Annotated in this window: 23 protein-coding genes; 18 read left to right on the plus strand and 5 right to left on the minus strand. The window is 69.6% G+C overall.

What is annotated here, in order from left to right; all coding sequences use genetic code 11:
• Positions 1-63: 63 nt before the first annotated feature.
• The 6 genes from HNR40_RS35730 to HNR40_RS35755 all read left to right on the plus strand — a co-directional run bounded on the left by HNR40_RS35730 (position 64) and on the right by HNR40_RS35755 (position 5287).
• The gene (locus HNR40_RS35730; protein WP_184969336.1) at positions 64-1371 is read left to right on the plus strand and encodes an ABC transporter substrate-binding protein; all 1308 of its coding nucleotides are present in this window, start codon (positions 64-66) and stop codon (positions 1369-1371) included.
• Complete coding sequence (locus HNR40_RS35735) at positions 1368-2285, plus strand: carbohydrate ABC transporter permease (RefSeq protein ID WP_312896642.1); 918 nt, start codon at positions 1368-1370, stop codon at positions 2283-2285. The genes HNR40_RS35730 and HNR40_RS35735 overlap by 4 nt, the downstream gene beginning before the upstream one ends.
• Entirely contained in the window at positions 2278-3111 is an 834-nt protein-coding gene (locus HNR40_RS35740) for a carbohydrate ABC transporter permease (protein WP_184969339.1), read from the plus strand. The genes HNR40_RS35735 and HNR40_RS35740 overlap by 8 nt, the downstream gene beginning before the upstream one ends.
• A 23-nt stretch (positions 3112-3134) precedes the next feature.
• Positions 3135-4505, plus strand: coding sequence for a GH1 family beta-glucosidase (locus tag HNR40_RS35745; RefSeq protein WP_312896643.1), 1371 nt, complete (start codon positions 3135-3137; stop codon positions 4503-4505).
• Positions 4506-4574: 69 nt separating this feature from the next.
• The gene (locus HNR40_RS35750; RefSeq protein ID WP_184969343.1) at positions 4575-4808 is read left to right on the plus strand and encodes a winged helix-turn-helix domain-containing protein; all 234 of its coding nucleotides are present in this window, start codon (positions 4575-4577) and stop codon (positions 4806-4808) included.
• Complete coding sequence (locus HNR40_RS35755; protein WP_184969345.1) at positions 4805-5287, plus strand: Clp protease N-terminal domain-containing protein; 483 nt, start codon at positions 4805-4807, stop codon at positions 5285-5287. Before HNR40_RS35750 ends, HNR40_RS35755 begins: the two co-directional genes overlap by 4 nt.
• A 71-nt stretch (positions 5288-5358) precedes the next feature.
• Here the strand turns inward: HNR40_RS35755 and HNR40_RS35760 are convergent, their stop codons facing one another.
• Complete coding sequence (locus HNR40_RS35760; protein ID WP_184969347.1) at positions 5359-5886, minus strand: P-loop NTPase family protein; 528 nt, start codon at positions 5884-5886, stop codon at positions 5359-5361.
• A gap of 190 nt (positions 5887-6076) precedes the next feature.
• On the opposite strand from HNR40_RS35760, the gene HNR40_RS35765 reads away from it, so the two are divergent.
• Positions 6077-6784 (plus strand): TetR/AcrR family transcriptional regulator, encoded by a 708-nt coding sequence (locus HNR40_RS35765; RefSeq protein ID WP_184969349.1) that lies wholly within the window; start codon positions 6077-6079, stop codon positions 6782-6784.
• Positions 6781-9258, plus strand: coding sequence for a PEP/pyruvate-binding domain-containing protein (locus HNR40_RS35770; protein ID WP_184969351.1), 2478 nt, complete (start codon positions 6781-6783; stop codon positions 9256-9258). The genes HNR40_RS35765 and HNR40_RS35770 overlap by 4 nt, the downstream gene beginning before the upstream one ends.
• On the opposite strand, the gene HNR40_RS35775 is transcribed toward HNR40_RS35770, so the two are convergent.
• Complete coding sequence (locus HNR40_RS35775) at positions 9255-10070, minus strand: class I SAM-dependent methyltransferase (RefSeq protein ID WP_184969353.1); 816 nt, start codon at positions 10068-10070, stop codon at positions 9255-9257. The genes HNR40_RS35770 and HNR40_RS35775 overlap by 4 nt on opposite strands.
• Positions 10071-10140: 70 nt before the next feature.
• Between HNR40_RS35775 and HNR40_RS35780 the strand changes: the two genes are divergently transcribed.
• The 3 genes from HNR40_RS35780 (at position 10141) to ybiA (ending at position 12298) form a co-directional block, all read left to right on the plus strand.
• Positions 10141-10650, plus strand: coding sequence for a GbsR/MarR family transcriptional regulator (locus HNR40_RS35780; protein WP_184969355.1), 510 nt, complete (start codon positions 10141-10143; stop codon positions 10648-10650).
• Positions 10651-10782: 132 nt separating this feature from the next.
• Entirely contained in the window at positions 10783-11613 is an 831-nt protein-coding gene (locus HNR40_RS35785) for an alpha/beta hydrolase (protein WP_184969357.1), read from the plus strand.
• 118 nt (positions 11614-11731) lie between these two features.
• Positions 11732-12298 (plus strand): riboflavin biosynthesis intermediates N-glycosidase, encoded by a 567-nt coding sequence (gene ybiA / locus HNR40_RS35790; protein ID WP_376773555.1) that lies wholly within the window; start codon positions 11732-11734, stop codon positions 12296-12298.
• A gap of 3 nt (positions 12299-12301) precedes the next feature.
• Here ybiA and HNR40_RS35795 read toward each other — a convergent pair whose 3' ends face one another.
• Positions 12302-13207, minus strand: a complete 906-nt coding sequence (locus tag HNR40_RS35795; RefSeq protein WP_184969359.1) for an AraC family transcriptional regulator — start codon at positions 13205-13207, stop codon at positions 12302-12304.
• Positions 13208-13391: 184 nt separating this feature from the next.
• On the opposite strand from HNR40_RS35795, the gene HNR40_RS35800 reads away from it, so the two are divergent.
• The 4 genes from HNR40_RS35800 (at position 13392) to HNR40_RS35815 (ending at position 18686) form a co-directional block, all read left to right on the plus strand.
• Complete coding sequence (locus HNR40_RS35800; RefSeq protein ID WP_184969361.1) at positions 13392-14498, plus strand: epoxide hydrolase family protein; 1107 nt, start codon at positions 13392-13394, stop codon at positions 14496-14498.
• A 67-nt stretch (positions 14499-14565) separates the two neighbouring features.
• Positions 14566-15450 carry an alpha/beta fold hydrolase gene (locus tag HNR40_RS35805; RefSeq protein ID WP_184969363.1) on the plus strand — a complete coding sequence of 295 codons (885 nt, stop codon included), beginning with the start codon at positions 14566-14568 and terminating at the stop codon, positions 15448-15450.
• 14 nt (positions 15451-15464) lie between these two features.
• Positions 15465-16163, plus strand: a complete 699-nt coding sequence (locus tag HNR40_RS35810; protein WP_184969365.1) for a MerR family transcriptional regulator — start codon at positions 15465-15467, stop codon at positions 16161-16163.
• A 90-nt stretch (positions 16164-16253) separates the two neighbouring features.
• A complete protein-coding gene (locus tag HNR40_RS35815; protein ID WP_221341247.1) occupies positions 16254-18686 on the plus strand; it encodes a collagenase in 2433 nt (810 codons plus the stop codon).
• On the opposite strand, the gene HNR40_RS35820 is transcribed toward HNR40_RS35815, so the two are convergent.
• Complete coding sequence (locus HNR40_RS35820; RefSeq protein WP_184969369.1) at positions 18680-19318, minus strand: TetR/AcrR family transcriptional regulator; 639 nt, start codon at positions 19316-19318, stop codon at positions 18680-18682. The genes HNR40_RS35815 and HNR40_RS35820 overlap by 7 nt on opposite strands.
• A 48-nt stretch (positions 19319-19366) precedes the next feature.
• Between HNR40_RS35820 and HNR40_RS35825 the strand changes: the two genes are divergently transcribed.
• The 3 genes from HNR40_RS35825 (at position 19367) to HNR40_RS35830 (ending at position 21064) form a co-directional block, all read left to right on the plus strand.
• Positions 19367-20299, plus strand: a complete 933-nt coding sequence (locus HNR40_RS35825; protein ID WP_246509794.1) for a GNAT family N-acetyltransferase — start codon at positions 19367-19369, stop codon at positions 20297-20299.
• A 172-nt stretch (positions 20300-20471) separates the two neighbouring features.
• Entirely contained in the window at positions 20472-20666 is a 195-nt protein-coding gene (locus HNR40_RS53805) for a DUF5999 family protein (RefSeq protein WP_221341248.1), read from the plus strand.
• Positions 20663-21064, plus strand: a complete 402-nt coding sequence (locus tag HNR40_RS35830) for an ATP-binding protein (protein WP_184969371.1) — start codon at positions 20663-20665, stop codon at positions 21062-21064. The genes HNR40_RS53805 and HNR40_RS35830 overlap by 4 nt, the downstream gene beginning before the upstream one ends.
• 62 nt (positions 21065-21126) lie before the next feature.
• Here HNR40_RS35830 and HNR40_RS35835 read toward each other — a convergent pair whose 3' ends face one another.
• The gene (locus HNR40_RS35835; protein ID WP_184969373.1) at positions 21127-21543 is read right to left on the minus strand and encodes a hypothetical protein; all 417 of its coding nucleotides are present in this window, start codon (positions 21541-21543) and stop codon (positions 21127-21129) included.
• Between the last annotated feature and the right edge of the window lie 34 nt (positions 21544-21577).

Raw genomic sequence — 21577 nt, forward strand, 5'->3', positions numbered from 1 at the left:
TAAGTCATGAAGCCGCGTCTCTCCCACCCCCCCATGGGACCCCCGGAAAGGGACGACCCCGCCATGATCACACTGCGCGCCGCGACCGCCGTCACCACCCTCACCGCGCTCACCCTCGCCGCCACGGCCTGTGGCGGAGGCGCCCCGACCGGCCCCGCCGCGAGCGGGAACCCGAAAACGCTGACCTACTGGGCCTCCAACCAGGGGCCCAGCATCGAGGCCGACAAGCAGATCCTCGGCGCCGAGCTGAAGAAGTTCGAGCAGCAGACCGGGATCAAGGTCGAGCTCGAAGTGGTGCCCTGGTCCGACCTGCTCAACCGCATCCTCGCCGCCACCACCTCCGGCCAGGGGCCCGACGTGCTCAACATCGGCAACACCTGGTCGGCCTCGCTCCAGGCCACCGGTGCGCTCGTACCGTGGACCCAGGAGAACTTCGGCAAGATCGGCGGCCGGGACCGCTTCGTCGACTCCGCCCTCGGCTCGGCCGGAGCGCCCGGCAAGGACCCGTCCGCCGTGCCGCTGTACTCCATGGCCTACGCCCTCTACTACAACAAGAAGGCGCTGCGCGACGCGGGCATCGACAAGCCGCCCGCGACCTGGGAGCAGCTCGTGGCCGACGGCAAGAAGCTCTCCAAGGACGGCAAGTGGGCACTCGGTGTCGAGGGCTCCAACCTGTCCAACAACATCCACCAGATCTTCGTGCTGGCCAAACAGCACGGCGCCGACTTCTTCGACGCCGCCGGCAAGCCGACCTTCACCTCCGACGGCGCGGTGGCGGGAGTGCAGCAGTACGTCGACTTCATGGCCAAGGACAAGATCGTCGCTCCGGGCAACGCCGAGTACGCGCAGAACCAGTCGCTGGAGGACTTCGCCAAGGGCAAGACCGCGATGGTGCTCTGGCAGACCGCAGCCAACACCTTCAAGGCCCACGGCATGAGCCCCGACGACTGGGGCGTGGCGCCGGTGCCCCTCCCCGCCGGCGGGGGCGCGACCGTCAACTCCATGGTGGCTGGCATCAACATGGCCGTCTTCAAGAACAGCGACAACCTCGACGGCGCGATGAAGTTCGTCGGTTTCATGACCGGTGACGAGGAACAGAAGATCCTCAACAAGGCCTACGGCTCCATCCCGCCGGTCAAGGCCGCCCAGCAGGATCCCGCCTTCAACTCTCCCGACCTCGCGGTCCTGCGCGACACCCTGGCCGGCAGCGCCGCCCCGCTCCCGCAGGTGCCCGGCGAGTCGCAGTTCGAGACCGCCGTCGGCACCGCCGTCAAGGACCTGTTCGCCGAGGCCGCCGCCGGGCGCCCGGTCACCACCGAGTCCGTCAAGGAGCGGCTGACCAAGGCCCAGCAGCAGATGCCGGCCCAGTGACCGGGCGGTTGCGCCGCGCGGGCCTGCCGTACCTGCTGCTGCTTCCCGCCGTGGTCATGGAGCTCCTCGTCCATCTGGTGCCGATGCTCGTGGGCATCGCGATGAGCTTCAAGGAACTGACCCAGTTCTACATCCGCGACTGGAACAGCGCCCCCTGGACCGGCCTGGACAACTACCGCGTCTCGGTCGACCTCAGCGCCCCCGTGGGCAAGGACCTGCTGCACTCCTTCGCCGTGACGTGCGTGTTCAGCGTGCTGACGGTCGCGCTGTGCTGGCTCATCGGCGTGGCCGCGGCGATCTTCATGCAGGACGGCTTTCGCGGGCGCGCCGTGCTGCGGGCCATCTTCCTGACGCCCTACGCGCTGCCCGTGTACGCCGCCGTCATCACCTGGGCCTTCATGTTCCAGCACGACAACGGCATGGTGAACCACATCCTGCACGACCAGCTCGGACTCACCGGCGAGCGGCCCTTCTGGCTGCTGGGCGGCAACAGCTTCACCGCGCTGGTCGTGGTGTCGGTCTGGAAGACGTGGCCGTTCGCGTTCCTGGTCGTCATGGCGGCCCTGCAGAACATCCCGAAGGAGCTCTACGAGGCCGCCGCCATCGACGGCGCGGGCGTCTGGCAGCAGATCCGGAAGATCACCCTGCCGTCGCTGCGGCCGATCAACCAGGTCCTGGTCCTCGTGCTGTTCCTGTGGACGTTCAACGACTTCAACACGCCCTACGTGCTGTTCGGCAAGTCGGCGCCGGAGCCGGCTGACCTGATCTCGATCCACATCTACCAGGCCTCCTTCGTCACCTGGAACTTCGGCACCGGATCGGCCATGTCGGTCCTGCTGCTGCTCTTCCTGCTCGTGGTGACGGCCGTCTACCTGATCGTCACCTCCCGGGGAAGGAGGTCCGCCGATGCCTAGATCCTTCGTGTGGGCCAGGCGCGTCTTCCTGACCCTGCTGACGTTGTTCGTGCTGACGCCGATCTACGTGATGATCAGCAGTTCGCTGAAGCCGTTGCAGGACGTCTCCGGGAAGTTTCGCTGGCTGCCGAGCGAGCTGACGCTCCGGCCGTACCTCGACATCTGGCAGACCGTCCCGCTGGCGCGCTACTTCGTGAACTCGGTGATCGTGGCGGGCGCGGCGACGGTCTGCTCGGTGGTGATCGCGGTCTTCGCCGCGTATGCGGTCAGCCGGTACCGCTTCCGCGGACGGCGGGTCTTCACCGTGACCGTGCTGTCCACGCAGATGTTTCCCGGCATCCTGTTCCTGCTGCCGTTGTTCCTCATCTACGTCAACATCGGCAACGCCACCGGCGTCGCCCTGTACGGCTCGCGCGGCGGCCTCATCCTCACCTATCTGACCTTCTCGCTGCCGTTCTCCATCTGGATGCTGGCCGGGTACTTCGCCTCCATCCCCCGCGCCCTCGACGAGGCCGCCTGGGTGGACGGCTGCGGACCCCTGAACACGTTGTTCCGCATCGTCATCCCCGCGGCCGTGCCCGGCATCGTCGCCGTCGCCGTCTACGCCTTCATGACCGCGTGGGGTGAGGTGCTGTTCGCCTCCATCATGACCAACGACGGCACCCGGACACTCTCGGTCGGCCTGCAGGGGTACGCCACGCAGAACGACGTCTACTGGAACCAGGTCATGGCCGCCTCGCTCGTCGTCAGCGTGCCGATCGTCGCCGGGTTCCTCCTGCTCCAGCGCTACCTGGTCGCCGGCCTGACCGCCGGAGCCGTCAAATGACTCTCCCCGCGGAAAGGACATCCGTGACCCAACCCATCGATCTCGCCGCCCTGCCCGCGGACTTCGCCTGGGGCGTCGCCACGTCGGCGTACCAGATCGAGGGCGCCGTGGCGGAAGGCGGCCGGTCGCCGTCGATCTGGGACACCTTCAGCCACACCCCCGGCGCGATCGACAACGGTGACACCGGAGACGTCGCCTGCGACCACTACCACCGCTGGCCGGGTGACATCGCCCTCATGAAGGAGCTCGGCGTCACCGCCTACCGGTTCTCGATCGCCTGGTCCCGCGTCATGCCGGACGGCGGCGGCTCGGTCAACCACGAGGGGCTCGATTTCTACTCCCGCCTCGTCGATGCCCTGCTGGAGGCCGGGATCACCCCCAACGTGACGCTCTACCACTGGGACCTGCCGCAGACGCTCCAGGACCGGGGCGGCTGGCCCGCCCGCGACACCGCTGGCCACTTCGCCGACTACGCCGCGGTCGTCGCCGGCGCCCTCGGCGACCGCGTGCACCAGTGGGCCACCATCAACGAGCCGCTGTGCTGCGCCTGGATCGGCCACCTCGAAGGCCGGATGGCCCCCGGTGACACCGACATCACCGCCGCCGTCCGCGCCTCCTACCACCTGCTGCTCGCGCACGGCCACGCCGTCCAGGCGGTACGGCAGGCCGCGCCGTACGCCGAGATCGGCATCGTGAACAACCTGTCCACCATCGAGCCCGCCACCCCGTCCGAGGCCGACGCCGCCGCGGCCGTCCGCGTGGACGGGCACGTCAACCGCTGGTGGCTCGACCCCATCCACGGCCGCGGCTTCCCCGCCGACATGATCGAGGTGTACGGCGTGGCCCTGCCCGAGCGGCCCGGGGACCACGCGGTCCTCGCCGAGCCGCTCGACTGGCTCGGCCTCAACTACTACTTCCCGAGCGCGGTGACCGCCGACCCGTCCGGCCCGCCGCCGTTCGCCCGCGAGGTCCGCCGCGCCGACGTGCCACGGACCGGCATGGACTGGGAAGTGGACGCCGGCGGCCTGGAGACCCTGCTGCTGCGGCTGACCGGCGAGTACGGCGCCCGCAGGATCCACGTCACCGAGAACGGCTCCGCCTACCCCGACACCGTCGGCCCGGACGGCAGCGTCGACGACATCCAGCGCGCCGACTACCTGCTGCGCCACCTGGAGGCGTGCGCCCGCGCGGTGCGCCGCGGCGCTCCGCTGGCCGGGTACTACGCCTGGTCCCTGCTGGACAACTTCGAGTGGGCCTACGGCTACGACAAACGTTTCGGGCTCGTCCACGTGGATTACGCGACCCAGCGGCGGACGATCAAGAAGAGCGGCAGGTGTTACGCCGACATCATCCGCACCCACCAGATGACCCATGTCCCTGTGGAGCGGGACTAGCCGCCAACACGGGAGGGCTCCAAGCAACTGCAGTTGACTATCGCGATGGAGTCAACTAGGTTTGCTCGCATGTCGGCAGAAGACCTATCCGTACCTCAGGATCCCGCCGACGCGCTGGCCGCCGTGGTGGCGCTGCGGCGTCTGGCCGACCAGTTGGAGGACGCGGCCGTGGAGCAGGCCATGCGCGCGGGCTGGAGCTGGCCGGATGTCGCCGAGGCCCTCGGCGTCACCCGCCAGGCCGTCCACAAGAAGCACGTCAAGCGGCTCATCGCCGCCGGCGTGACGCTGAGGAGACGACAGTGAGCGCGATCGACCACTACATCAACGACATCATCGTGCGTGGAGGGGCCGAAGCGCTGGAGGACGGCTCCGCGGCGACGGAGGCCCACCACCTCCTGCTGGCGCTCGCCACCTTCGAGGACACCGCCGCGCACCGCGTCCTGACCGCGGCCGGCCTTGGTCGGCAGGCGATCAGAGAGGCGCTGGACAGGGAGTTCGAGCACAGCCTGAACGCCGTCGGCGTCTCCCTGTCCTCCTACCGCCTCCCCCGCCCCAGCCGCGACCCCGAGCGCACGGCGGCGATGGGCGCCTCGGCCCGGCTCGCCATCGAACGCGGCTTCGCCACCTCCACCGGCAAGAAGGACCTGCGCCCCGCACACCTGCTGCTCGGGGTGCTGGACACCGAGATCGGCACCGTGCCCCGCGCGCTCGCCCTGGCAGGCGTCGACCGGGCAGAGCTGATGGCACACGTCCGCGGGACGCTCCCCCACGAGACCTGGTAGCTCCCGTGTCCTCGGCTGGATGACCAACGTCGGCCTGAGCGGGTTGTCGCGGGCCGTTCGAGCCTCCTGGCCTACGACGCGGGTCGCTCATTGAGCCATTCGGCGGCCGAACGCGGCGTACCGAAACGGAGCACCCGCAAAGGGGCGAAGCGTGGGTCGTCGGCGCGCCGCTGGATATCCGCCCGCCGCGCCGCGTGCTGCGACCACGCCCACCAGGCGGGGTGATCCCGACGAAACCAGTCCATCACAGTCTCGCGATTCCCACCGAAGATCGACTCGCGCAGAATGGTCCTCCGCAGTGACCGTCGCAGAATCCTGGGCATGATGACCCGCCGGCGATAGTCCAGCCAGACCACCGTGTCCGCACGCTCCCACAGCAGATCCCGGACCGCCGGGTAACCGAACGAATCGAAGATCCACGCCGGCGAGGCGGTGATCTCGGCGACCTGATCGGCGAAGTCATCATTGACGGCCCACCCGGGACCGTTGAAGTACAAGGCATCCATCTCGTGGTACGGCGCGGCGAACCGGGCACTCAGCGCCCGAGCCATGGTGGACTTGCCGGCTCCGCTGATGCCGACCACGAGGATGCGTCGCATCCGTACAGGTTAGGCCCCCAGGAGCGACGGGATCATGGTGCGGGGGCGGCGGGGGCGTGGGCGAGCGCCGAGGGGGTCCGGCGGCCGGGCACTGCACGGTCGGGCACTACCTGGGCTGTTCCCGAGATGGCCCATCTGAAATTTTTCAATTAATGGGCTAATCTGGTCAGAAACTTGTGGGGTGAGGTAGATGGCCAGGGTTGGACGGCCGCCGCAGGATCCGGTTCAGCGGGCGCACCGGATCCTCGACGCCGCCGCGGAGCTGGTCGTGCGGTGGGGCTACGACAAGACGACCATCGACGACGTGGCCAAGCGCGCCGGTGTCGCCAAGGGCACGATCTACCTGCACTGGAAGACCCGTGACGACCTGTTCGTCGCGCTGCTGCGCCGCGAGCGGCTGCGCGTGATGGAGGAGATGCGGGCGAGCGGGCCGGCCACGCCGGGCGAGTTGTTCGGGGGGTTCGTGGGTGCGGCGCTGGGCCGGCCGCTGATGCGGGCGGTCCTGGTCGGCGACTCGGAGGTGCTGGGCAAGTTCTCGCGCATGCGGCGGCAGAGCACGACCGGCCTGGAGCTGGGCCCGGCGTTCGACGCGTACATCGAGCGCCTCATCGAGCACGGCGCGGTACGTGAGCAGGCCGGCGACAACATGATCGCGATCGCCGCCATCGTGCACGGGTTCGTGTCCCTGTCGGACATGCTCCCGGAGAAGGTGCCCGACGAGCGCATCGCCGAACTGGTGACCGACACCATCGAGCGCACCCTCGGCACCGGCCGGAACCTGCCGGATGACGACGCGCGCGCCGTGGCGCAGGCGACCTTGGACCTTCTTGACGCCATGGCCGAGACCGCCCGCGGCAAGCTGGCGGTCTCGCTGGGAGCTGGGGAGCGTGCGCGGTGAAGCTGGTGCTGCCGTTCGATGATGTCGGGGCCGATCTGGCGAGCGCGGGCGGCAAGGGCGCGTCGCTGGCCCGGATGGCCCGGGCCGGGCTGCCGGTGCCGGGCGGGTTCCACATCTCGACCGGCGCCTACCGCGCCTTCGTCGCGGGCTTCCGTGACGAGCTCGATCCGGCCGATCCCGAGCGCGTCGCGGGCGTGTTCGCCCGGCATGCCGTACCGGAGGAGATCGCGGCGGAGGTCCGGGAGGCCTACGCGGCGCTCGGGGAGGACGTGCCGGTGGCGGTGCGCTCGTCGGCCACCGCGGAGGACCTGCCGGACATGTCGTTCGCGGGTCAGCAGGACTCCTACCTCAACGTCCGCGGCGATGCCCTGCTGGAGGCGGTCAAACGCTGCTGGGCCTCGTTGTGGAACGCCCGCGCGATCGCCTACCGCGACCAGCACGGCGTGCCCCACGACGACGTGGCGCTGGCGGTGGTGGTGCAGGAGCTCGTGGACGCGGAGGCGTCCGGGATCATGTTCACCGCCGACCCGATCACCGGCGACCGCGACACGACGGTGATCAACGCCTCCTGGGGGCTGGGCGAGGCGGTCGTCGGCGGCCACGTCACCCCCGACACGTTCACGATCACGCACGGCGCGGTCACCCGGGCCACGACCGCCGAAAAAACGGTGATGACGGTACGCACCCCGACCGGCACCGGGGACCGCCCGGTACCCGACGAGCTTCGCCGCGCCCCCGTCCTCACCCACCGGGAGGCGGTCGAGCTGGCCGCGCTCGGCGCCCGCGTGCGAGAGCTTTACGGCGTCCCGATGGACGTCGAGTGGGCCCGCCACGACGGCGCGTACGCCATCCTCCAGGCCCGCCCGATCACCGGCCTCCGGCGGACCGAGGAGTGGAACGACAGCCTGAAGGGCGACTACCTGTGGACGGCGGGCAACTTCGGCGAGGCCATCCCCGACGTGATGACCCCGATCACCTGGTCGTTCGTGCGCCTGTTCATCCATGAGGCCATGTCCGCCTCGGCCACGCCGGGTCTCGACATGGTGGGCAACATCGGCGGCCGCTTCTACATGAACCTCTCCCCGATGTACTCCGTGATCAAGGCCCTCCGGCTGAAGAGCCTGTCCGGCACGATGGAGGACGTCTTCGGCAGGATCCCGCCCGGCCTCGACGTGCCGACGGTGAAGCTCCTGCGCTGGGAGGTCGTCAAACAGAGCGTGCCGACGGCGATCCGGGTCCGGCTCCGGGCGCGGAAGAACCTGAAGGGCATGCGCCCCTTCCTGGCCACGGCCCGGCAACGCTGCGAGGACCTGCGCGCCGCGATCGACGCCACCACCTCGGCAGCCGAGCTGGCCGAGCTGTACGAGCGCGAGATCCGGCCGCACGCCGTCACCGCGTGGCGCATGCTGGAGGCCGGTGGCCGCCAGGGCGGCACCAGCCTGCTGCTCACCCGCTCCAAGCTGCGCAAGATGATGGGCGACGTCGACGCCGAGGCCATGCTCACCGGCGTCACCGCGGCCGGCGACCTGGCCAGCATGGGCCTGGTCGTGGGCCTGTCGCAGCTGGCCCGCGGTGAGATCAGCCGTGAGGAGTTCGCTCGTCTGTACGGGCATCGCGGCCCTCACGAGTTCGAGGTGTCCATCCCCCGGCCCGGCGAGGATCCGGCCTGGATCGATGCCCAGCTCACCGGCCTGCTTACTGGCACCGAGGAACTACTCGCCCGGCAGGAGCGGGCCGGGGAGGCGGCCTGGGACCGGTTCGCCCGGCGCTATCCCGGTAAACAGGCGGGGATGCGGGAGCGGGTGCGGCGCTGGGGCGCCGTCGTCCGCGACCGTGAACGCACGCGTTCGGAGGCCGTGCGCGCGTTCTGGGTGCTGCGCGCGTTCGTCGTCCGCGCGGGGCGGCTGACCGGGCACGGCGACGATGTGTTCCACCTCCATCTGGAGGAGCTGCTCGACCTGCTGCGCGGGAACGCGTCGGCGCTGGAGCGGGTGCCGGTCCGGCGGGCCACCTACGAGCTTTACGCCGCGCTGCCGCCGTACCCCGCACTGATCGTCGGCCGGTTCGACCCGGTGCGCTGGGCCGCGGACCCCGACCGGCGATCAGACCTCTACCACGCCCGCGGCGCCGGCGTCCCGGTGAGCGACACCGTGACCGGCTTCCCCGGGGCGCCCGGCGTCGTGGAGGGCGTGGCCCGCGTGCTGGCCTGCCCCGAGGACGGGGACCGCCTCAAACCGGGCGAGATCCTGGTCACGACGCTGACGAACGTGGGCTGGACGCCGATGTTCCCGCGCGCCGCCGCCGTCGTCACCGACCTGGGCGCGCCGCTGTCGCACGCCTCGATCGTGGCGCGCGAGCTGGGCATCCCGGCCGTGGTCGGCACCGGCAACGCCACGATGCGGCTGCACGACGGCGACCGCATCCGGGTGGACGGCGAGCGCGGCACGGTCGAGGTGCTGACCTCCGGCGGCTAGAACCGGAACCGCACGATACGGGTGGACCGCTTCAATCCCGGCAGCAGGAGCATGAAGCGATACAGGCGGCGTATTCTCGCGGGCGCCTTGGCCATCAGCTCCGGCGCGTCGAACATGGGCGCCTCGTCGACGAATTCGAGCCTCGGATGCCAGTCGGCCAGCGCGGCCGGGTCGTTGAACCCGCAGTGGAACTGAGCGTCGTAGTGGCGCAGCGAGGGGTCCCATTTCGAGGTACGCCACGCCCAGACCGGCACCGTCTCGAACTGTAGCCGGCCGGTGGGAAAGGCATCGACGACGCTGGTCACCAGCTCCCGGACGGCGGCCTCGGTCAGATAGGGCACCAGCCCCTCGGCGATCATCAGCACCGGCCGGCCGCGGGGAATGCCGTCCAGCCAGGCCAGGTCGGTGACGCTGGAGGCGATCAGCGTGTAGTGCTCGCGCGCCGGCAGGAACCGCTTCCGCAACTCGATGACGGATGGATAGTCCAGGTCGTACCAGTCCACGGTGCCCGGCGGGTCGATCCGGTACACCCGCGCATCAAGGCCGCAGCCGAGATGCAGCACCACCGCGTCGGGATGGCCGGCGAGGAAGCTCCGGGCCCAGTCGTCGTGGGCCTTGGCGCGCACCACGGCGGCGAGGCCCATCTGGCTGGTGCCGAACCTGCGCGTGTCGTAGTCGGGGACGAGGCGGCGCATCGCCTGCTCGGCGTACTCGTCACCGAGGATCGGGTCTGGCAGCCGGTTGTCCAGTGCCTTGGCCCTGAGGACGGGGCTGAGGGTCTTCTGCACACCGACGAGTTCAGTGTCCTTCACGACCTCGATGCTACGCTTGTTTCACAAATTTCGTGAAGTATGGGAATTGCTACGAGAAAGGCAGCTTTCGGTGACGCGAGCGGACGAGGGCGACATCGCGGGCTTCCGCGAACGGTTCGCGCAGATCATGGTCGAGTACGGCATGCCGCGGATGGCCGCCCGCGTATACGCCGCACTGCTGGTCAGCGACTCCGGCAAGCTGTCGGCCGCCGAGCTCGCCGAACGGCTGGAGGCCGGCGCGCCGGCGATCTCGGGAGCGGTCAAGTACCTGGTGCAGGTGCGGCTGGTCGAACGCGGCCGCGAACCCGGCACCCGCCACGACTTCTGCCGGATCCACGAGCACACCTGGAGCCACTTCGTCAGCCGGTCCGACCCGATGCTGGCCCGGGTGCAGGGCGGCGCCGACGACGGCGTCGCGGTGCTGGGCCTCGACACCCCCGCCGGGCAACGCCTGGACGAGACCCGCCGGTTCTTCGCGTTCGTCCGCGAGGAAATCAGCCAGTCGATGGCGAAGTGGTGGCGCCTCCAGGCAGCCGAACGCGAAACCCCCCAGCCGGCCAGCAGAACCTCGCCGACGTAACCGCTCGTGCCGGGGCGGTAACGCCACTCCCCGGCCAGCGTCTTTCGGCCAGGATCGTATCCCCCCTTGGAACCGCGCGGGTCCTCCACCAGGAGGACGACGGGCCGGGGGCCGGTTCGGAAGGGTCGGTTCATGACTTTTCCTTCCCTTTTCCGGCGTCGCGTGCTGGTCGTGGCCTGCACCGCCGCCGTTCTCGGCACGGCGCTCAGCCCGGTCGCCGCCGCCGCGCCGGCGGTCTCCTGGGGAAGATGTACAGGCCTGCCGGAGCCGGTCAGGGATCTGGAGTGCGGAACGTTGACCGTACCCCTCGACTATGCCGAGCCCGGAAGCGGCACGATCGAGCTCGCGTTGATCCGCGCCAGAGCGACGGGCGGCCGGGCGGGCTCGATGGTGTTCAACTTCGGTGGCGGCGGCCACGACGTGCTCGACTTCGCCGCTCAGGCGCCGCAGTACGCGGCCCTGCGCACCCGCTACGACCTCGTCAGCTTCGACCGGCGCGGCTCCGGCGGGTCGGCGCCGCCGCGGTGTGGAACCGATCGGGCGGCGGATCGTTTCCTGGCCCTCGGTCCCGGTGTCGGACGGATGGTGCTCGACGCGGGCGTCAACCCCGACCTGTCCCTGCGGGACGTGGGGACATTGCTCACCCGCATCAGCCAGGACTCCTATGACCGTTTTCTGGCGGCATGCGTCAAGGCCGGGTGCGAGCCGGCCGCCGGGCCCACGATCCACTACACCGGCCCCGCCCCCATCCTGGTGATCACGGCCACGAACGACACCGCGGCACCGCCCGCCGGAGCCGCACGGCTCGCCCGCAAGCTCGGCGACGCCGTCACCCTGACCTACGAGGGCGACAACCACGGCTCCTACCCGATCGGCGGCCCTTGCGTGACCGACCGGGTCGAGGACTACCTGCTCCGCAACAAGATCCCCGCCCCCGGCATCAGCTGTCCGAAGACCGGCTGACGCCCGTGGCTCCTCGGCAGATCAGACCGATCGAGGGCCATCCGTCGACCATCTCGGCGGCGGCCGGACGGCGAATTCGGCTTGCGCGTTGGGCATCGGGCTGGGCAGAGTGCCTGCTGTGTCTGGATCAGTCGGCGAGCCGCGCAGTGTGGAGGAGGTCCGCGCTCTTGAGGAGCGTGGCCACCACCTCAAGTACGTCTACTTCTGGGGGCATCAGCCGGGACCGGGCGGCCAGGCCTGCCTGAGTCAGTGGTGGGAAAGCCCGTTCACGGTCGATGACGTGACGTTTCGCACGGCTGAGCACTGGATGATGGCGCAGAAGGCCCGCCTGTTCGGCGACGAGGAGGCCTTCACCCGGATCCTCGCCGCCCCGCACCCGAAGGCCGCCAAGGATCTGGGCCAGAAGGTGCGCGGCTTCGATGAGGCCACGTGGGTCGATCATCGGTTCGAGATCGTCACCGCGGGCAACGTCGCCAAGTTCGGGCAGGATTCCACGCTGCGGGAGTACTTGCTCGGCACCGGCTCGCGGGTCTTGGTGGAGGCCAGTCCCCGGGATCGGATCTGGGGTATCGGGCTGGCCGCCGACGACGACCGGGCGGCCTCGCCGTCGCAGTGGCTGGGGCTCAACCTGCTCGGGTTCGCGCTCATGGAGGCCCGGGGCCGGCTGGCGGCCGCCGCCACGTAACTCTCAGGAGGCGCGGCGGGTGGCGGAGGGCAGCTCGCCGTACCTGTGGTGGTAGTGGGCGGCGAAGCGGCTCAGGTGGGGGAAGCCCCACCGTAACGCCACGTCCGTGACGGTCGTCGGGGCGCCGGTCTCGGCGATCGTCCGCAGGTCGGCGTGGGCCTTGGCCAGGCGGACCTCACGCAGGTACGCCATCGGGGTCGTCTGCAGGTGTTCACGGAAACTCGTCTGCAGGGTGCGTACACTCACCCGGGCCGCGGCGGCGATGTCACGCAGCGACACGAGCTCCCCCGCGTGGTCTTCGCAGTAACGACGGGCTCGCCGAAGGGCCGCCTGGCCGGCGGGCGGGGCGGGTTCGGCGACGTCGGCGGCGAAGTTGCCGGCGTGCGAGGAGACCATCGTGTGCAGGAGGAACTGCTCCATGTGGTGGGCGGCCAGCGGCGAGGCCGTGAACGACAGCGCCCCCTCGGCCAGTCCGCGCAGCGCGCTGCCGAACGGGCCGTCGAGCCCGATCTCCGGCTCGAAGACGGGCACCCGCGGGGACGGGCCGGTGAGGTAGTCCGCCAGGGTCCGTTCGACCTGTGTCTGCGGGACCTGGACGATGAGGACCTCGTGGTTGACGCTCCAGTTCATGACGGGCCGCTGCCCGGGGCCGATGACGGTGACCGGGGTGCAGAGCTCGCGCCGATCCACGCTCAGCCGCCCGTGGCCACGCAGCGGCACGTGGATGTAGAAGTCCTCCAGGTCGCGCACGCTCACGCTGATCTCCGCCCCGTAGGCGAGTGTCTGCATGGTGAGCGTGCCCCGGTGCAGCGGGCGGTAGCGCGCGCCGTCCGGGCTGAGTTCGCGCACTTTCAGCTGATGCGGCGCGAAATGCCGCGTGACCAGGTCATGCATCTCGTCGACCAGCACGTGGCCCCCCTTATGCCGATGGCGCATATCTTGCCGTTTCCGGAACACGAGGGGAAGCCGGTTGTCTATCCGGAATGCGCGAACACGCACGCGGGCGGCGGATACCCCGCCGCGTCGTGCTCGGGCAGGGTGGTTCACGCGGGGAAGCGGGGGCTCTCGCGCACCGACCATCACGGAGAAAGCCATGAGCGCGCACATTCAGACCTTCCACCTCGACATCCCGGACGCCGCCGTCGACGACCTGATCGAACGGCTCGGCCGTACCCGATGGCCTGAAGCGATGCCGGGACTGGGGCACGGCATCGCCCAGGAGCGGGTCAGGGAGCTGGCCGAGTACTGGCGCTTCGGCTTCGACTGGCGGGCGGCCGAGGCGCGGCTGAACCGGTTGCCGCAGTTCGTCACGGAGATCGACGGGCAGCGCATCCACTACGCGCACGTGCGCTCCAGCCGCGACGACGCGCTGCCGCTGCTGATCACCCACGGGTATCCGAGTTCGTTCGCCGAGTTCGAGAAGCTCATTCCGCTCCTGCTGGAGCGCGGCTTCGACCTGGTCATCCCGTCGTTGCCCGGGTTCGGCTTCTCGGGTCCGGTGCGCGGGCCGGGCTGGGCGATGGGCCGCACCGCGCGAGCGTGGGCGTCGCTGATGGCCGAACTCGGCCATTTCCGGTACGGCGTGCACGGCGGAGACGTGGGCGCGGGGATCTCCGGAGCCCTCGGCGCGCTGGACGGCGAGCACGTGGTGGGCATCCATCTGGTCACCGACCCGTACACGGCGGCGGCGACCGCGACGTTCCTGCCGTGGGTCGCCCAGCGGCTGAACCCGGACGACGAGATCGACAAGCTGGCTCTGAGCCGCATGGAGGAGTTCAGGAAGGAGGACTCCGGCTATCTGGCCATCCAGAACACGCGCCCGCTGACGCTGGGCTTCGGACTGAACGACTCGCCGGTGCTCCAGCTCGCGTGGATCGCCGAGAGCTTCGACGCCTGGACCGACCTGCCGATCGACGTCGAGCAGCTGATCACCAACGTCAGCATCTACTGGTTCACCGGCACGGGCCCGTCGGCCGCCCGGTTCCTGTACGAGCAGTACCACGCCTCGGACTGGGGCACGCCGCCCACGGTGCCGCTGGGCTACTCGGTCTTCGGCGCCGACCCGACCGTGGCCCGCCTGCTGGAGCCCGCCGAGGGTGTGCACTGGGTCGAGCACGAGCGCGGACGCCACTTCCCCGCCATGGAGGCGCCCGAGCAGCTCGCCGAGGACCTGTCGGGCTTCTTCGACGGGCTCAGGTAACCCGTCCTGACCTGGGCGAACAGCAGGGGTTGACACTGACGCAGGGTCAGGGTCGCACCATCAGGACATGACTTCACTCAGCCCTCCGCTCGGCCGCCATTACGCGGTTCAGGGCCATCGCCTCTTCCTCCACAAGTCGGGCACCGGCGGTCCCGCCGTGGTGTTCCTGCCCGGTGCCGGCGCCGTCGGACTCGACTATCTGAACCTGCACCAGCGGGTCGCGGGATTCACCACCTCCGTCCTGTACGACCGCGCGGGCACCGGCTGGAGCGACCCGGTGACGCTGCCGCGTACCGCAGGCGAAGTCGCCACCGAGCTGCGCGAGCTGCTGAAGGCGGCGGGCGTGCCGGCTCCGTACGTGCTCGTGCCGCACTCGCTCGGCGGCGCCTACGCCCGGCGCTTCCTCCAGTTGTTTCCGGAGGAGGTGTCGGGCGTGGTCTACCTCGACGCCTTCTACGAGGAGTGGGACACCCACCTGACCGGCGCGAAGACGCGGCTCCTGCCGCAACCGGTGCCGGGCGATCTGATGCTGCGCCTCGTCGCCTTCCTGTCTCGCGGCCTGTACAAGAAGATGTTCGCCACGTGGCCGAGGGAGATCGGGCAGGCGCTCATCGCCAGGCACGCCACCGTCGGGTGGCAGCGGGCCGGCGCGCTGGAGCGCGGCAACCTGCCGGAGCTGCGCGACGAGCTCAAGGCGGCGGGCGAGGTCCCGGACAAGCCGCTGATCGCACTGGCGGCGCTCGGCATCGACACCGGCGCCAAGTTCCTGATGTCCAGGCGGGCCCTGCGCGAGATGACCGAGGGCAAGAGCCGTCTCTACCAGGCTCTCGGCGCCTCCGTCAAGGATGGCGAGACGCGCGTTCTGCCCGGCGCGCGCCACAGTACGATCGGCGTCGACGCTCCGGACGCCGTCCTCCAGGCGATCGACGACCTGTGGCGGCGCGTGTCGTGAAAAGGGGGTGGCCGGTGCTCACCATTGGCCAGCTGGCCGCGCGTGCGGGGGTGACGGTCCGCGCCGTGCGCCACTATCACCAGCGCGGTCTGCTGGCCGAACCTGAGCGCGACGCCTCAGGCTACCGGCGCTACACCGCCCAGGCCGTGGTGGATCTCATCCGGATCAAGACGCTGGCCGACGCGGGCGTACCCCTGGCTCGCATCGACCAGTTGCTCGGCGCGGAACCCGAGGAGTTCGCCCAGGCCGTCGCCGACATCGACAGGGCGCTGGCGAAGAAGGCCCGCGAGCTCAACCGGCACCGCCGGCGCATCGCCGCCCTGGCGGCGGGCGACCGGCTGTTCATCTCCGATGAGATGGCCCAGATCCTCGACCGGCAACGCGCCATGAACTTCAGCGAGCAGATGATACGCATCGAGCGCGACGTGCTCATCATCATCGAAGCCCTGTCCCCGGAGTCGATCCCCGCGGTCGTCGCCACGAAGAACGCCGCGCTCGACGACCCCGAGTTCGTCCGCGTCTACCACGCCCTCGACGAGGCCATCGACTGGGACCCGCGCGACCCTCGTCTGCCCGCGCTCGCCGCCGACGTGGCGGCGTGGGCCGCCGGCAGGCCTCAGGAGGACGCCATCTCGGCCGACACGGTGAGCCTGATGCTCTCCCGCTCCCTGGAGTTCTCCCCGGCCTGGCGACGACTCCTGCAACTGCAGTGAAGCCGGTGGGCAAACCGCTCTTGTACCCCTGGAGGAAGTATGCAATTTTACATGTCACATGTCAGATTCCCTCCAATCTGGAGCCCGCCCGTGCGCATCCCCCTCGCCGGCGTCATCGCCGGCGCGCTCATGGTCAGCAGCCTGATCACCGCTCCCGGTGCCCAGGCTCGGCAGCGCGTCGCGCCGCCCCCACCCGCCCCCGCCGCCACCGAGGCGCCCGCGGGCCACCACCCCGGGCACAAGCGCCTGTCCCCCAGCCAATATCCGCCGTTAACCGGGACCGGCGACGACGACTTAGCCGAGGCGCACCGGCCCAAGGACACGCCGAGCCTCAAGGCGTCCGCGTGCAGTGACGACATCGTCGGCAAGACCGGCGCCGCGCTCGTCACCGCCGTCAAGGCCGCGGACATCAGGACCTGCCTGAACCCGCTGTTCGACCTGACCCCCGCCGACGCGCGGCGTACGTTCACCGAATCCCAGATGCTGACCATCGCCCGGGACCTCCGCGCCACCGCCGGCTCCTACCCCGGCGACAACAGCACCAGCGTCCAGCAGCTGATCGTGTTCCTCCGCGCCGGCTACTACACGCAGGCGAACCCCTACGGCCCCACGCTGTTGTCCGAGGTCCGGGGCGTCTTCGACACCTTCTTCTCCAGCTCCAGGGCCTACACCAACACCGACGAGAACGGCGCGGTGCTGAAGGAAGCCGTCTGGCTGATCGTCAACGCCCAGGACGAGATCCGCAACATCGGCGTGGCCACCCGCCTGCTCAACGCCTACAGCACTGCCTACGGCGTGAACATGCGCGACGCGGTCAACCGGGCCTTCGAGCTGTACTGGCGCTCCCACACCCGGGGCAGCATGGCGCAGAGCGACCCGGCGATCCGCACGGCCCTCCGCGACTTCGCCGTCAGGAACTTCGGCCTGCTGAACGGCGACAACTACTTCCTCGTCGTGAACGCGGGCAAGGAACTGGCCGGCTTCCTGAGGTACGGCCAGCTCAGGAACACGGTAACGCCCCTGGTCCGAGACCTGCTGAACCGTTCGCGGATCACCGGACCGACCGCCGCGCTGTGGGTGTCCACCGCGCTCGTCACCAACGAGTACGACGGCGGCGCCTGCTCCTCCTACGGCACCTGCGACCTGACCAACAGGCTCACGGACGCCGCCCTGCCCATCAGTCACCCCTGCTCGCCGACGCTGACGATCAGAGCCCAGGAGCTCACCCCGGCGCAGTTGTCCAGCACCTGCACGAGCCTTCTCAACCAGGACGCCGCCTTCCACTCCATCGTCAAGGACAACGGCCAGCCGGTGCCCGACGACCACACGGTCCGCCTGGAGATATCGGTGTTCGACACCAAGCGGGACTACTCCTTCTACGCCTGGGGGATCTACGGCATCGACACCGACAACGGCGGCATGTCGCTGGAGTACGACCCCTCCCAGCCGGGCAACGTCGCCCGCTTCATCTGCTACGAGCAGGACCGTGAGAAGCCGCTGTACTGGGAGATCTGGAACCTCAACCACGAGTACACGCACTACCTCGACGCCAAGTACAACATGCACGGCGACTTCGACGAGGGCATGTCCACACCGACCGTCTGGTGGGTCGAGGGGCTGGCCGAGTACATCTCCTACGGCTACCGCAAGTTCGCCTACACGGCCGCGATCAACGCGGCGGGACAGCACACGTACAAGCTCAGCCAGCTCTTCGACACCGTGTACGGCGACAACGCCCGCACCTACAACTGGGGCTACCTCGCGGTCCGCTACATGCTCGACAAACACCCCGCCGACGTCGCCAGAGTGCTCGGCTACTACCGCACGGGCGACTGGAACGCCGCCCGCACCTTCCTGAAGGGTCTCGACTACGACGCCGACTTCGACGCCTGGCTGACCGCCTGCGCCGCGGGCGCGTGCAAGGCGAGCGACGAGAACATGCTCCCCACGGCCGACTTCACCGTCACCGCCAGCGGCACGGCGCTCTCCTTCACCAGCACGGCGGCCGACCCCGACGGCACGCTCGCGCAGTATTACTGGGACTTCGGCGACGGCACCACCTCCACCACCGCCAACCCGGTCAAGAGCTACAGCTCGCCCGGCGCGTACACGGTCAAACTGGTCGTGCTCGACGACAAGGGCGCGCCCTGGGGCGTGTTCAAGCCCGTGACCGTGCCAGCCGCCGGTGGCACCGTCCCCGAGTGCACCGGCGACACCAGGGCACTGGGCAAGAACTGCAAACGCGGCAACCTCTCGGTCGGCCAGGGCCAGTACGCCTACCTGTTCATCTACCTGCCGGCGGGAGTCGGCACCCTGACCGTCGCCAGCTCCGGCGGCACCGGTGACGTCGACCTCTACTACAACGCGAGCACGTGGGCGACCACCTCGTCGTACACCCAGCGCGCGACGGGCTCCGGCAACGCGCACACCCTCACCGTCGCCAACCCCGCCGCGGGATATCGCTACATCTCGCTGTACGGCGTCGCCGCCGCCTCCGGCGTAACCGTCACCACCACCTACTGACCTGACCGGGGTTCGTGCCCGGGCGCGCTTCCCGGGCACGAACCCCCGAAGGTCGCGGCCAGGAAGTCGTCGGCGAGCCGGGTCAGGCGCGCGGGCGGGAAGGTCTCGGGCGCGAACAACGCCTGGACGACCAGGCCGTGGGTGAACGACAGCGTGGTGGCCGCCAGGTCGTCGGCGTCCGCACCGGTGACCAGCTCGCCGAGCCGCCGGGCGTCGTCGATCGCCGCTCGCAGGTCGGCGCGGATGCGTTCGTACCGTGAGGTCTGGGCGGCGAAGAGCACGGGGTCGGACAGCGCGATGTCCCAGGAGCAGACCCAGACGCGGTTCGTCGCCATGCCCTCGGGGGTCAGCGGGAGGATGTTGAGCACGTGCGTGCGCAGGGCGGCCAGCCCGGGGGCGGGCGCCTTCAGGCGCGGCCGCCGCTGCGTGCGGGTTTCCAGGATGTCCAGCGCGTGGGCCACGAGCTCGCGTTTGCCGCCGAAGTAGTGGGTCACCAGCCCCGTGGACGCACCCATGGCCCCGGCGACCGCGCGCAGGGTGAGGCCGGCGAAGCCGTGTTCGGCCAGGACCCGCCAGACGGCCTCGGAGACGTCGTGGCGGCGGGCGTCGTGATCGGTGCGAGCGGGGCTCATAGCCTGTTAGCGTACATACCGAACGTTTGTTATGTACTTCGTGGAGGCATGATGCTCACCGTTCCCCTCACCGCCGGCTCCGAGCTGCGCTCGCTCGATCCCTGGCTGGCCGAGGAGTTCCTGGTCCATCTCGATCGGGCACGCGCGCACATCGCGCCGTGGGTGTCGCCGTCCTTCGTCGCCGCCGACCTCGCCGAGGCGCGTGCCGTACTGCAGCGCTACGCCGACAAACGGGCAGCAGACACCGGCGGGATCTGGGGCATCTGGCTGGAGGGCACGCTGGTGGGCGGCGTCCTGTTCGTGTCGTTCGACACCGAACGGGGCGTCTGCGAGGTGGGCTGCTGGCTGGAACCGGGCGCGCAGGGACGCGGGCTGATCACCCGCGCGGTCGAGCGGCTCGTCCGGTGGGCCGTGGACGAGCGGGGCATCGAGCGGGTGGAGTGGCGGACCAAGGCCGCGAACGCCCGCAGCATCAGCGTCGCCGAGCGGCTGGGCCTGCGCCGCGAGGACGTGGAGCTCTGGTCGCTGCGGGGCGAGGATTGGCGCGAGCGGGAGGTCCCGGCGGACTCGGCCGAGATCGACCGGCTCACCGCCGCCTTCTTCGGCTTGTTCGGCAACGAGGGCGGCGCCCGCCCGGACGCCTGGGGAGTCCATCGGCTCTTCGTGCCCGGCGGGCTCATCGTCCAGGGCGGCGCCCGGCAGGAGGTCTACGACCTCGACTCCTTCGCCCGGCCGCGGCAGGAGCTGCTGACCTCCGGCGAGCTGACGGATTTCGCCGAGGAGGAGACCTCCCACCACACCGAGATCTTCGGTGACATCGCGCTGCGGACGGGCCGCTACCGCAAACGCGGTGTGCGCGGCGGCGTGCCGTTCACGGGGCAGGGGACGAAGTGCCTTCAGTTCCTGCGGACGCCGCAGGGGTGGCGGATCTCCGCCCTGTCCTGGACAGACGACCAGAACGAGAAGGACACTTCAGGATAAATCCGACTTTAAGTGTCAAAAGCCTTGACTTTTAAACACAATCGAACTTTCATGTGATGAAAGACGTTTGATTGTGATGGATGCCACTAAGTGATCATGGACGAATCATCATAATCCAACGGAAATCGAAGCTCAGACTTCGTGGCACGGCCTACTGTAGGAGGTAGGAATCATGTGTCCGCATCGGCCGCAGTGCCCATCCGCCGACGCTCGAGATCGCGAAGCGGCGCTGGTCGTCGCCTTCCACCCGGAACAGGGATGGTGGCTGCTCTGTAACGGCATGGTGATCTTCGACGACACCGGCGAGCTGCTGCCCGATGGACGGAGCGTACCGGCCCGCCGTGGCCCCTCCCAGCAAGCGGCATGAACGCGCGCCAATGGCGCCGGCTCAGCAGAATCCTCCGGTCGCTCACCAAGCCGGCCATCGCCAGGACCGGATCCTGGCGGCTCACCCGCAGTGCGATCTCCGCCGACAGAGCGCTCTACCTGACCCGCCACTGCCTGCTCGAGTGGAACCTGGGATCCCACGGCCGGGTCTTCGAGGTCCTCGTCGGCGAACTCGTCACCCACGCCAGGGGAACGATCCGGCTCACGCTCTTCTATGAGGAGGGACTGCTCCGCTGCGCGGTCGAAGACGACGCCCCGCAAGGAGGCAGTGAGCAGGAGCTCTACCTGGTCGCCCAGCTGTCGTGCTGCTGGGGAAGCACCCGCACGTCGGCGGGCAAGGCCATCTGGTTCGAACTGCCGGTGCACACGCATTCTTAGGGTCCGCCCGCGAAAAGGGCCCCGCCCCCGGCGGAGGCCCTTTCCCGTGCGCCCCGGACGAGTCAGATCGTGCGGGTGAAGTACTTGCAGACCGGGTCGGTGGCCCGGTTCGTGTCGAAGACGGCGCCGCCGTGCACGTAGATCGCGTCACCGGCCGGCCGGCGGAGCGAGATGTTCATGGAGCCGGACTTGGCGACGTTGTTCATCTTGAAGACCTTGAGCAGGCTGTCCGGGCTGCCGTTCTTCCAGAACTCGAAGTAGACGTCGTTGTTGCCGCCCACGTCGCCGATGATGTTCCAGCTGAGCTTCGTGAAGATGTGCTGGCCTCCGGGGGTGCCGTACGTGACCGACGCCGCGAGCTGGTAGGCGCCCTTGCTGCAGCGTCCACTGAGGACGGAGGAAGCCGAGGCCGGAGTGGCCGAGAGCGAGAGGGCCAGGCCCAGGGCGCCGATGGTGGCCGCGGTTCGCAGGGTTCTCATGTCGCCAGACCCTAAGGATCGGCGGTATATCCCA

The sequence above is a fragment of the Nonomuraea endophytica genome, assembly GCF_014203235.1.
GTDB classification, from domain to species: Bacteria; Actinomycetota; Actinomycetes; order Streptosporangiales; family Streptosporangiaceae; genus Nonomuraea; species Nonomuraea endophytica.